Genomic DNA, 11272 nt, shown 5'->3' with positions numbered 1-11272 from the left:
ACTTTGAGAATTGTCCAGCTCCATCTCCTAGCCCCTCGAGTCGCTTGTCTAGTGTTGCCTCCTAGAAACTCCGAAACTTCAACACCGCCGGCAGAAGCAAAAAGCGCTTCTTTGTCGAAGTCTCCAGTTTCTGTGTTTCTGGACAGTCGGCTATACTTTTCGACTTCGGTCCTGCCATGAAGTCAAAGAGCGACTTCACAGTCAGGCCCTCCGAGGCACACGATGTGCTAAACCCCAGCCACAGGACGTGGCACTTTTAGGCGGGCAGCGGCTTGTCAGGGCTGTTCAAGGCGCTTACGCTTTTCATTTGTTTGGCGGGTCTTCGGGGTAAAAGTCATGGCTTTCCTCAATATTGGGCGAACTGTCCAATCTATGCACAGTACCACCGGCCATGCCTTCGTTGATCATCCGGTCAACATCGACATAAACTTCATCCCGTCCCTCATATTTCATGTCCTCAGCAAACTTCTTGCCGCGTTTGTGTTTCATGGAATCCTCCTCCAATGTTTTTAAGCTTAGAATTCCGGAAAAGGACTAGAAACATACATCACTTGTCATATACATGGAAGAGCATCAGCTCGTGGATTTGCTCTTTCAGCTGATCGATATGCTCCTCGTCTGGATGTTCAGAGGTCCACTGAATATCCCCATTCTGATGATAAATTCCCGTAAACTTTTGCTTTTTAAAATAAAATGAGAAGTGCCAACCTGGCATATCCTTATTCTCAAATAGTGATTTGAATTGGAAATGAGTAATCAATCTGATTCCCCCTTTTAAAGATGTCTTTTCATTATTATATAGTATTCAAGCAAGAAGAAGCGCAGATAATTACTCTGGAATAACAGTTGTTGTTTTGAAGGAGATGTATAAAGGCATTAAAAATGAGCCGCATTTTCTTGGGCGGCCCACAATAAACTGTATCTCTATCAAAATCCTGTTTTCCTGAAAAATAAATCGACAAGAGCAGAGATCCTTTTTCCTTCAATCTGTGGTTCGTCGAAGCTCATTGGTTTTGAATTGACTTCATAAATGACATAATTGCCTTTTTCGGTGATTCCAGCATCAAGGGAGAATTCCCCGAAGTAGCCTAATTCTTCAGTGAGCAGCTGGCCGATTTCCTTTACGGCCCAGTCGAAGAATTGGTCATGCCTGTCAGTCTTAACCTTAATATAAGGAAGCATGATTCCTCCATTCGGCAAGTGGGTAGTCAGGTCCTGCTTCCGGGATTGCCGGATGCCGATTCCTGTCACTTCATATCCATCTATCCCATCATGGGCATGTACTCGGAAGTCAAATCGTTTCCCGTCGATGGCTGTCGGCATGACTTCTTTCTGGGCAATGTACTCATACCTTAACAGCTGTCTGGATTTGACCTTCCAAAATTCTTTTATGCCAGGATAAAGATTGCGATGTGAATGGCTCTCGAACTCGATTTGCCCGTTTTTTTGCCGCAGGCGGAAAATTCCGATCCCCTTTGAAGATGAAGCGGGCTTAAGATAAATCCCTTCATGTTTATTAAGGAAAGCAGCCAACTGGATCATTGATTTCACTGAAATACTTTCAGGCATTAGCTTTCTTAATTGAGGATGTCTGGAAAATAGGGAATAGAGCTTGTTTTTATTGATGAATCCAGGATTGAAAAAAGGGATTCCGAGTGCGGACAGGTAGTTTACGGCATCTTTAAAAGCTGGCTGTTGTTCTGCTTTCCGGAAGGGAACACGATTAAAAACAAGATGAGGAAGAGGTGTTTTCACAGGTATCCATTTTTGCGCAGCTGGTAAAAATATGACGCCGGTTAGTCCATCCTTGACGATTGTTTCGGGGGGAAAGACGACTATCAGTCCATTCCGCTTTAAGGTTTCTTCTTGAAGGGCCTGAAACAATGGTCCATTGCCGGAAAGGGACATTTTCTTGCTCATTGAGGTCATGATTCCAATCAGGGGACCAATATTTCCCTGGTTGTTTTTCAATAAGAACTGCTGGCTGTTTTCCGGAAGTGTATCTGATGAAGCAGCAGCGATGCTGATTTTATTAAAGCCAAAGCTGAGTTTTTTACCAGCTTTGGCTTCATGCGTCCATGCCTTCGATTCAGTATTATAGCGCAGAATCATTTGAAGATATCCTCAGGTGCCGTAATGGCTTTTTCCGCTAAAAAAATGCCGAAGGATAGAGATAGCTTTCTGGTGAGCAAATCAAAATTCTTTAGCTTTGGATGCTTAAAAATTGAACGTCCCGGCTTTGAGTTGGCTTCAAAGAGCCATACTTTTCCTGATTTATCGATTCCAAAGTCAAAACCAAGCTCGCCTATGATTCCTTCCATGTTTTTTTCCAAAATGGAGCTAAGGACCAGTGCAGCTTCCGAAAGCTTCTTTTCACAAAGCTCCCGTTCAGTTTGGTCTTCAAATAGTTCATCAAGTGATTTTACGACTCCGCCGTTGTTCACATGTGTGGTCACACTTCCCTGGCCGGCAATTTTTGCTGCGATCGCCGCTACCTGCCACTGTCCGTATTCATCTTTATTTGTATGAACCCGGAAGTCAATGAGCCTTTTCTCGGATCTAAGCAGGCTGATGCCCTGCTGGACAATCATCTGGGAAAGGTTCCGCTTGTGAAAAATTTTCTTCATCAACTTTTCCAGGCTTTCAAACTTCGTTAACTTATTGATGCCCTCCTGGTCTCGATAGCGGCAATAATAATAGCCATTATGCTTATCAAACAGGATTTGGTGGATCCCCAGTCCTAGACTTCCATTAGCGGGTTTGACATAGACGTTACCATAGTTTGAAAGCATCCTTTCAATCACTGAAAAAGAAGAAAATTGATGAGTTTCAGGCAAGTATTCTGCTGCCTGTTCATCCTGCTGCAGGCGCTCAAATACATCCAGTTTGCTGAAAAAACCCGGGTTATACCATGGAATTAGGTAATCGGTCTGCATCCTGGATTTTAGGCTGATGAGCTCAGACTTTCTTTCGGTGCGCCTGTTTGGAAGACGGTCGTAAACAACATTTGGGAAGGGCACCTTTATTCTTATCCAGCCTCCCTCGACAAAGAAATAACCTTGTATCAATCCTTGATCCCAGTCGATATGTTCCTCGCCAAAGACGAAGGGAAGGGCGCCGACTGATTTATTGACGGAAAGAAGCTTGGCAAAGAACATAGACCTCTCACCAATAGGTCTTAATGGAAAAGGTGTGAATCCAGATGTAAGGATGCCAATCAGGGGCCCGATAAATAAAGTTTGCTGATCGATAAAGAGATGCAAGGATGTCGATAAATCGGGCATTGAGAGCTCCTTTTGCACATCATCACTCAGTACAATTACGTTTCTTCCTTTAGGATGAGGAGCACATGTGACATTAACCACCTTGTTGCCAAACGAAATTTTGTTAATATCCTTGCTATTGGTCAGCTCGGCAGGGACAAAAACTAACTGTTTGGAGTGGGTAATGATTTCAATTGGATATTTTTTTCTCATAAGTGCTGTTCCTCTCTTTCTGGCAGAGTAAGCATTCTGGCATATTCAAGTGGTGCTTTATATAACACTTCTTTCAGATCCGGATTTGTTGAAGCGATAACTTTTCTTCCGGGCTTTGAATTCGTATCAAGCACCCATAGGGCATGGTTCTTAGAAACACCAATATCTACGCCGAGTTCGAAAAGCCGTGGGAAAGATCCTTCAAGAATGCCGGGCAGCGTTGATAGAATTTCCTCTAATTCATGTAAAATGAATCTTTTTGTTCGGATATCCAGGGAATTAGCATACTCTTCAAATGGCAGTATTTCTCCGCCGGCACTTAAGTTCGAAAGGATTCCATCCTTGCTGCCGCGGCGGACTCCTTTGCCTCGAACAACCCACTTATCCTCATGGTCCTTTTGCAGCAGAATTCTTATGTCAAAAGGGGAATTTTGCGAATCGGACAGCTCGAGGTAAGGCTGCATCATATACTCTTTTTTACTGAAAAGGCGGTCGAGCCAAATCTCTGTTTCACTAGTGGAATCGAAGTTTTTTGTTGACAACTTGCCGCCAAGGTCAGCTGAGATTACAAACTCTCCACCTGATTTTTCAATTTTATAGATCCCGTTGCCGCCGGAGCCGAAAATCGGTTTCAAGATTGCCATATCCATCTCTTCCAGCTGGGCAACAACAGCTTTTCCACTGGCGGCAAGAATCGTTTTTGGAATGTATGGAGACAGGGAAGATGTCGACAGAACCTGGTATATGGCCCATTTATTTGGCAAACCGTTTCCAAGGAAGGTAATACCCGCTTTTTTCTTCAGCCATTTAACAATCGCCATCGCTTGCTTCGATGAAGGATCATTTGTATAAAAACAACGGTCATAAATAATCATCGGAAGCGGAAATTCGGACTTTACCCAGCGATCTTTCTTGTGGTCAAATCTTTCTCCCGAAACCAATTGTGTGACTGGATGAATTTTTGCTGGTGAGAACCTGAAGCAGGTGAACATGTTTGGATTCGCCCGCCTGGCAATCTCGGTAAGATATGTTTTTTCACTTTTTATGGTAAGTGACATCATTCCAAATGAAATCATTTGTATTTCTCCTTTAGCTGGCAAAGTCCGTAGCAATGCTCAATGATGGATTTTGTTGAGGGCCTGATTTTGGCTCCCCGTTCTTCAAAGTTCTTGGAAGGCTTGGAATTTGCTTCGATCAGCCACAAGTTTCCTTTAATATCGATTCCAATATCAATCCCCAGTTCGGCTGTAAGTCCCTCCGCATATTTGCTGATGACTTCTGCCGTCTCAAGGGCCAGCTCCTTCATCAGCGCCAGTTGATGTTTCGCCTGTTCCTTTCCAAAAATCAACGCGAGCGTATACCCAGGCTTCATGATTTCGCCGCCGCGGGCTATATTTGATACGAATAATTGTTCAGCGGAAACCCTGGCGACGATGGAGGTAACCTTCCAGAAGTGCTGGGCATTTTTATGGCAGAGGACCCTGAAGTCCATTCTTCTGCCATTTAGTTCTGATAGCTGTATTCCCTGTTGAATGATGCATAGCCGTTTTCCGACGATGGGAGCAATGGAACGGGCCAGCTCTGATACATGTTTAAATTCTCGAAGGTCATTGGCCGGCATTGAGGACAGGGATGCATGGTAAATCCCATCCTTTTTAGCCACCTGGATAATATTGCGGCCCTGGCTGCCGTGAACTGGTTTGATGTATAACTCATCATGCTTCTCAAGCATGCTTTCGAGCAGACTCTCGGAATAGAGATGTGTTTCAGGTATGAAAGGATGCAAGTGGTCTTCCTTCATTAAAGATTCATGAATCTCCCACTTCGAAAGGAAGCGGTGATTAAATATCTTTATTCCGAGAGCGTCCAATTTATTTAAAAATCCCTTAAATCCTTTGCTGATTTCGGTCCTTCGTGACGATACCCGATTATAAATGACAGTTGGAAGAGGGAAGACCCCTTTTTTCCAACCATCTTCTTTGTCATCATACGAAAAGCCCTCGACTCCTTCGTCAGAAAAGCCTCTGAGTGAAAAAACATAAAAGCTTCCCCCTAATTCGGAAACTCCCTGATGTAGCTCTTCGCAAAAGGAGTGGACTTTACCAAAGTCAGGTACATGATCTTCGTTTATTTCGGTCAGCAAAGCGATGACAGGATTGTTGGGTAAGCTTCTCGATTTTGCTGGCGTCATAGCTTCTCCTCATTTTCTTTTAGGCTGCCTAAGGAAACAACCTATTGTAAAATAGGCAAACACACATATTGCATCCTATGAATAGTAGTTGTTATTGGTGATTTTCATGATAGAAGATGAATTTCGCCTAACCCGAACTTTTGGCATTCAGCAACATAGTTTGTTATAGTGTAGTGGAGCGTTTAACGTAGAAGGAGTGATTTAAATGGCAGTCAATACTTATGATTCAGCCTACGAATTGGAAAAAGCAATCAGGAACAGTTCGGAATACACAGAATTGAAAAATCTTTATGATGCTGTAAATAGCGATGAATCAGCAAAAAGAATGTTTGAGAACTTCCGCAATATCCAGATGCAGCTTCAGGAGAAGCAGATGACTGGGCAGGAAATTACCCAGGAAGAAGTGGAGCAGGCGCAAAAGACAGTTGCACTTGTCCAGCAGCATGAACTAATTTCTAAGCTGATGGAAGCAGAGCAAAGAATGAGCATGGTCATTGCTGAGCTTAATCAGATCATCATGAAGCCTCTCGAAGAGCTTTACGGAAATCCGAATCAACAGCAATAATAGAATGTCAGGACTCCCGCCAATCAATGTGGCGGGAGTTTTTTTGTTTGGATTACAGGAAAAACTGTTGAACTCGAGGTTATGACGGACAAAAATCAGCGGAAAAGAGGAAAAACTGTCCGTCATCGAGGCTATGACGGACAAAAATCAGCGAAAAAAAGGAAAAATTGTCCGTCATCTAGGCTATGACGGACAAAAATCTGCGGGAAAGAGAAAAATCTGTCCGTCATCAAGGTTATGACGGACAAAAATCAGCGGGAAAGAGAAAAATCTGTCCGTCATCAAGGTTATGACGGACAAAAATCAGCGGAAAAGAGGAAAAACTGTCCGTCATCAAGGTTATGACGGACAAAAATCAACGGAAGTGAAGAAAAACTGTCCGTCATCAAGGTTATGATGGACAAAAATCAGCGGAAAAGAGGAAAAACTGTCCGTCATCGAGGCTATGACGGACAAAAATCAGCGAAAAAAAGGAAAAATTGTCCGTCATCTAGACTTCTTTTGGAGGCAGTAGCCTGCCCTTATTCCATCTGTGGACTGGTTCCCGCAGGAAGCTAATATCATAACCCTGCCCATGTTCTATTCTCTCGCTTTCTATCATACAAGTTAAATAAGGACAAAAACACCGAAGAAATGGGGGCATAAATATGATTTACCGTCTTCTTGCGCTTAATGTGGATGGCACGATTATCCAGTCAAATGGAAGGCTCCATAAATCCACGAGGGATGCGATTGAGTACGTTCAGCAAAAAGGGGTTTACGTGACTCTAGTAACTTCAAGAAGCTTTCCATCTGCTAAAAAGGTGGCTAAAGCGCTGAAAATAAATTCCTTGCTTGTAACTCACCTGGGATCCTATATTTCTAATGATCTTCGCAGTGATCCAATTTTTGAAAAACGGATTCCCGAGGATGTAACCTTCCAGCTTGTCAGATTCCTGGAAAGCTTCCCTTGCCAAATCCGGCTTGTGCACGAAAAGTTCTCACTGGCAAACAAGTATAAATTAAACCATAATCTGCTGGCTAAAACCGTGTTTACTTCAGGTGACCCGATATTTTACTCCCAGCAATTCACGGATTCTATCAGTGAAACACTCGTCAATGAGCCAGTCTCTCCTCCTAAAATCGAGGTCTATTTCGAGTACGAAGAAGATTTGAAGGATGCGCAGCAGGCGATTAATGGAATGTTCTCTGAAGTTTCTATGTCGAGGCTGAATGACTACAGACTTGATATCATGCCTGAAGGTGTCTCGAAACTGAACGGCCTAATCCAACTGGGTGAACACCTTGGCATTCCTTTGAAGGAAATGGTCGCAATTGGCGATAGCAGTGATGACATTGATATGATCGAAGCGTGCGGACTTGGAGTCGCAATGGGGAATGCATCTGTAGAAGTAAAAAAGGCTGCGGATTGGGTTACCCGTTCGAATAATCAGCACGGAGTAAGCTACATGGTCAAGGAACACTTCCGCAAACAGCATCCAATCGAATTTCTTCGGAAAATGAATATTATTAAAATGTAAATTAGAAGCATGCCTGGTGTTGATTGCAGGCGTGCTTTTGCTTTGTTTGGGAATATATTGTGGTTTTAAGTGAAATATCTAGATGATTCGCAATTAAAGAAGCTCTTTTTAGATTTGATTCAGGAGGAAATGAGTTTTTCAGAAAAATGAACAGGACGTCTATAATAATCATCGGACCAAAGCAGAAAACTGGTAGCTTTTACACTGTCTTGACCTTTGAATCATAATTCTATTACACTTATTGAAGCATGTTTAATTGAAAAAGGTGAATTTCATGAGAATTAATATAAAAGGTATTCAAGATGACAGATTACATCGTCCTCTAGGGTTGATTGCTAATTTGTTTTTTGAAGAATCAGAAGTAGCATTAAGCGAGACGGACCAGGAAGTTGATGCGATAATTGAATTTGATGTTCAAAATGTCGACGGGGAGTTTTTTGTAAAAGCAGCTTTGACGGCAAATGGGGAAACTTTTACAGCGGAGGCCAACAAAGAAATTCTAGCTGGTTTAAGCGATAAGGAAGAATTTAAATTGCTTAAAACAGTTATTTCGAGGGCTTATTTAAAAGTGCTGCAGGACTGGACAGGTATGGTCCAGAAGTGGGGAATTCTCACCGGAGTCCGTCCTACCAAGCTTTTGCATAAAAAGCTCCGTGAAGGAATGAATCAGCAGGATGCCCACAGAGAGCTGAAGGAACAGTATTTGATATCAGATGAAAAAATCCAGCTGATGCAGCAAATCGTTGACCGCCAGCTCGCGGTCCTGCCTGACCTGTATGATTTGAAAAATGGTGTCAGCATTTATATCGGCATTCCTTTTTGCCCGACTAAGTGTGCTTACTGTACCTTCCCGGCTTATGCCATTAACGGCCGGCAAGGGTCTGTGGATTCTTTCCTTGGCGGGCTTCACTATGAAATCCGCCAAATCGGGGACTGGCTGAAGCAGAATGATATCAAGATTACGACTGTTTATTATGGAGGCGGCACACCGACATCGATTACCGCCGAAGAAATGGATATGCTGTATGAAGAGGTTCAGCAGTCATTCCCGGATGTCGAGAATATCAGGGAAGTGACTGTCGAAGCTGGCCGGCCGGACACGATCACTCCTGAAAAGCTGGAAGTGCTGAAAAAGTGGAATATCGACCGGATCAGCATCAATCCGCAGTCATACATCCAGGAAACCCTGAAGGCAATAGGCCGTCACCATACAGTGGAAGAAACGATTGAAAAATTCCACCTGGCCCGCGAAATGGGCATGAACAACATAAACATGGATTTGATTATTGGCCTTCCGGGGGAAGGGACCGAGGAATTTGCCCATACCCTTTCTGAAACGGAAAAGCTGATGCCGGAATCCCTGACGGTTCATACTCTTTCTTTCAAAAGAGCGTCAGAAATGACACGGAATAAACAAAAATATAAAGTCGCTGGCCGCGATGAAATAGAAAGAATGATGAATATGGCTGAATCATGGACGAAGGAACATGACTACGTGCCATATTATCTGTACAGACAGAAGAACATTCTTGGAAACCTGGAGAATGTAGGCTATGCTTTCCCCGAGCAGGAGAGTCTGTACAATATCATCATCATGGAAGAACAGCAAACCATCATCGGCCTGGGATGTGGCGCATCGAGCAAATTCATTGATCCTGAAACAGGTGTCATCACACAGTTCTCGAATCCAAAGGATCCGAAGTCATATAACGACAGCTTTGAAGAGTACGCTAATAAAAAGATCGAAATTCTCGATTCTTTGTTTAATAAGGCGAAAATTTAATGTTGATAAGCTTCCGAAGATTCACTTCGGGAGCTTTTTTATGGTTTGAAGGGGTAATTTGACCATTTTGCGCGTTTCAATAAATGATGGCCAGCAATTTCCTGTTAAATATGTGATTCCGCGAAAAGGGCCGGCATTTCCGCGAAAACACCTTACAATTCCGCGAAGTGAAAAAATAATCCAATTACTTGCTATGAATTTCGGGTTATTCTTTAAAAAATCTAAATAGTGAGAAAAAGGTTTTTAAATATAACTTCTCCCTATATAATAAAAATATAAGGATAAATGGAGGGGATGAATGGTGGCGATTGAGTTTTCAACTGACACTGTGAAATTAGACATTAATGGACGTGTTGCAGTTCTTGAGTTGAATAGACCTGCAGCACTGAATGCTCTTGATGTGGAAATGATCAAGGGAGTCACTATGAATCTGAAGGAAATCTGCAAGTCTGATGAGATTGATATTGTATTGATTAAAGGATCCGGGCGTGCTTTTTCTGCGGGCGGCGATATCAAAACGATGCTTTCCAACACAAATGAAAGCGATTTCTACCATGTGATGGATGATATTCATGATATGATCGTGACTCTGTACAGCATGCCGAAAGTAACAATCAGCGCAGTAACAGGTGCAGCGGCAGGCCTCGGCTTCAGCCTGGCACTCGCGACAGACTACATAATCGCTGAGCCATCAAGCAAGATAGCAATGAACTTTATTGGCATTGGCTTGATTCCGGATGGGGGAGGCCACTTCTTTATGGAGGAGCGCCTAGGGGAAACGAAGGCGAAGCAGCTGATCTGGGAAGGAAAGACTCTTTCTGCCAATGAAGCACTGACTCTGGGACTTGTTGACGAGGTGCCAACAGGAGATTTTACAGAAGCGGTTGAAGCTAAAATACAAGTTTGGCTGAACAAACCTATTCAGGCGATGATTAAAACGAAGAAAATCCTAGCAGAGAAAAACAGGCCATCTCTGTTGAAAATCCTTGAACTCGAAAAATACGGCCAATTCAAAATGCGCCAGACAGAGGACCACCAGGAAGGCATTAATGCTTTCCTTGAAAAAAGGAAACCGCAGTTCAAAGGGAAATAAATAAAAAAGCAAAGAGGATGGATCCCATTGCCTCTGAGTTTAGAAATCCTATTGATTGGAGTGGAAGGCGCTTAGACTCCTGCGGGATCAGACAGACAGGTGAGACCCCGAAGGCGCCAGAGGCGACGAGGAGGCTCACCGCCGGCCCCAAGGAAGAATTGCTTATGAAAAAGACGGCAGTTGGTCTTTTTCATATTCTTCCCGCGGAAAGCGAAGCGTCTGGAACGGAAATCAACAGTCCCATTCCAGCAACAATCCAAAAAAAGACTGTAAACAAACACGATTTTCATCGAGTTTGTCTACAGTCTGAAGCAAAGAGGATGGACCTCTTTGCTTTTTCTATGGATGAAAAAGAATTAATTTTCCTCTAGGTGATGTACAGCGGTGCGTCTTATCAGTGAGATTTTTTTCTTCAAGCATTCTTGATCCGATTTCCTTTGCTTCTTCATCATTACCGGCCTGGAATGATTCGTCAATCAATTTTTCCCCGTTTGGTTCAAAGGCTGTCAGTTTGTAAGTATCCATCACAACTTCCCCTTTATAAAAAATAGTAAGTATAAAACTAACTTTGAGAATTGTCCAGCTCCATCTCCTAGCCCCTCGAGACGCTTGTCTAGTGTTGCCTCCTAGAAACTCCGAAACTT

General features: G+C 43.1%; 11 protein-coding genes. 4 read left to right on the top strand and 7 right to left on the bottom strand.

From position 1 onward, the window contains the following. Window positions 1-303 precede the first annotated feature (303 nt). The 6 genes from J7I80_RS00495 to J7I80_RS00470 form a co-directional block, all read right to left on the bottom strand. Window positions 304-489 carry a hypothetical protein gene (locus tag J7I80_RS00495; protein WP_214735480.1) on the bottom strand — a complete coding sequence of 62 codons (186 nt, stop codon included), beginning with the start codon at window positions 487-489 and terminating at the stop codon, window positions 304-306. A 58-nt stretch (window positions 490-547) separates the two neighbouring features. After that, a complete protein-coding gene (locus tag J7I80_RS00490; protein WP_214735479.1) occupies window positions 548-760 on the bottom strand; it encodes a YheE family protein in 213 nt (70 codons plus the stop codon). A gap of 167 nt (window positions 761-927) precedes the next feature. Next, window positions 928-2112, bottom strand: coding sequence for a YheC/YheD family endospore coat-associated protein (locus J7I80_RS00485; protein WP_214735478.1), 1185 nt, complete (start codon window positions 2110-2112; stop codon window positions 928-930). After that, window positions 2109-3476, bottom strand: coding sequence for a YheC/YheD family endospore coat-associated protein (locus tag J7I80_RS00480; protein WP_214735477.1), 1368 nt, complete (start codon window positions 3474-3476; stop codon window positions 2109-2111). Before J7I80_RS00480 ends, J7I80_RS00485 begins: the two co-directional genes overlap by 4 nt. Next, window positions 3473-4552 carry a YheC/YheD family endospore coat-associated protein gene (locus tag J7I80_RS00475; RefSeq protein ID WP_214735476.1) on the bottom strand — a complete coding sequence of 360 codons (1080 nt, stop codon included), beginning with the start codon at window positions 4550-4552 and terminating at the stop codon, window positions 3473-3475. The genes J7I80_RS00480 and J7I80_RS00475 overlap by 4 nt, the downstream gene beginning before the upstream one ends. Continuing rightward, entirely contained in the window at window positions 4549-5667 is a 1119-nt protein-coding gene (locus J7I80_RS00470) for a YheC/YheD family endospore coat-associated protein (protein WP_214735475.1), read from the bottom strand. The genes J7I80_RS00475 and J7I80_RS00470 overlap by 4 nt, the downstream gene beginning before the upstream one ends. Before the next feature lie 205 nt (window positions 5668-5872). On the opposite strand from J7I80_RS00470, the gene J7I80_RS00465 reads away from it, so the two are divergent. From J7I80_RS00465 to J7I80_RS00450, 4 genes are all read left to right on the top strand, one after another. Then, window positions 5873-6232: a YlbF/YmcA family competence regulator gene (locus tag J7I80_RS00465; protein ID WP_192472866.1), complete on the top strand. Its 360-nt coding sequence runs from the start codon at window positions 5873-5875 to the stop codon at window positions 6230-6232. A gap of 647 nt (window positions 6233-6879) precedes the next feature. Further along, window positions 6880-7752, top strand: coding sequence for a Cof-type HAD-IIB family hydrolase (locus tag J7I80_RS00460; protein WP_192473272.1), 873 nt, complete (start codon window positions 6880-6882; stop codon window positions 7750-7752). A 274-nt stretch (window positions 7753-8026) separates the two neighbouring features. Next, window positions 8027-9535, top strand: a complete 1509-nt coding sequence (locus J7I80_RS00455; protein WP_214735474.1) for a coproporphyrinogen III oxidase — start codon at window positions 8027-8029, stop codon at window positions 9533-9535. Window positions 9536-9833: 298 nt separating this feature from the next. Then, window positions 9834-10628: an enoyl-CoA hydratase gene (locus J7I80_RS00450; RefSeq protein ID WP_251027512.1), complete on the top strand. Its 795-nt coding sequence runs from the start codon at window positions 9834-9836 to the stop codon at window positions 10626-10628. A gap of 339 nt (window positions 10629-10967) precedes the next feature. On the opposite strand, the gene J7I80_RS00445 is transcribed toward J7I80_RS00450, so the two are convergent. Then, a complete protein-coding gene (locus J7I80_RS00445) occupies window positions 10968-11153 on the bottom strand; it encodes a YhzD family protein (RefSeq protein WP_192473274.1) in 186 nt (61 codons plus the stop codon). Window positions 11154-11272 lie beyond the last annotated feature (119 nt).

This window comes from Bacillus sp. ISL-41, from assembly GCF_018613235.1.
Taxonomy (GTDB): Bacteria; Bacillota; Bacilli; order Bacillales; family Cytobacillaceae; genus Mesobacillus.
The sequence above is the reverse complement of the archived record's forward strand: the minus strand, read 5'-3'. Positions and strand labels throughout refer to the sequence as shown.

Bases quoted from the DNA above. Each gene is read 5' to 3' on its own strand.
- J7I80_RS00495 (WP_214735480.1), bottom strand. From the start codon at position 489: ATGAAACACAAACGCGGCAAGAAGTTTGCTGAGGACATGAAATATGAG.
- J7I80_RS00485 (WP_214735478.1), bottom strand. From the start codon at position 2,112: ATGATTCTGCGCTATAATACTGAATCGAAGGCATGGACGCATGAAGCC.
- J7I80_RS00480 (WP_214735477.1), bottom strand. From the start codon at position 3,476: ATGAGAAAAAAATATCCAATTGAAATCATTACCCACTCCAAACAGTTA.
- J7I80_RS00475 (WP_214735476.1), bottom strand. From the start codon at position 4,552: ATGATTTCATTTGGAATGATGTCACTTACCATAAAAAGTGAAAAAACA.
- J7I80_RS00470 (WP_214735475.1), bottom strand. From the start codon at position 5,667: ATGACGCCAGCAAAATCGAGAAGCTTACCCAACAATCCTGTCATCGCT.
- J7I80_RS00465 (WP_192472866.1), top strand. From the start codon at position 5,873: ATGGCAGTCAATACTTATGATTCAGCCTACGAATTGGAAAAAGCAATC.
- J7I80_RS00460 (WP_192473272.1), top strand. From the start codon at position 6,880: ATGATTTACCGTCTTCTTGCGCTTAATGTGGATGGCACGATTATCCAG.
- J7I80_RS00455 (WP_214735474.1), top strand. From the start codon at position 8,027: ATGAGAATTAATATAAAAGGTATTCAAGATGACAGATTACATCGTCCT.
- J7I80_RS00450 (WP_251027512.1), top strand. From the start codon at position 9,834: ATGGTGGCGATTGAGTTTTCAACTGACACTGTGAAATTAGACATTAAT.
- J7I80_RS00445 (WP_192473274.1), bottom strand. From the start codon at position 11,153: ATGGATACTTACAAACTGACAGCCTTTGAACCAAACGGGGAAAAATTG.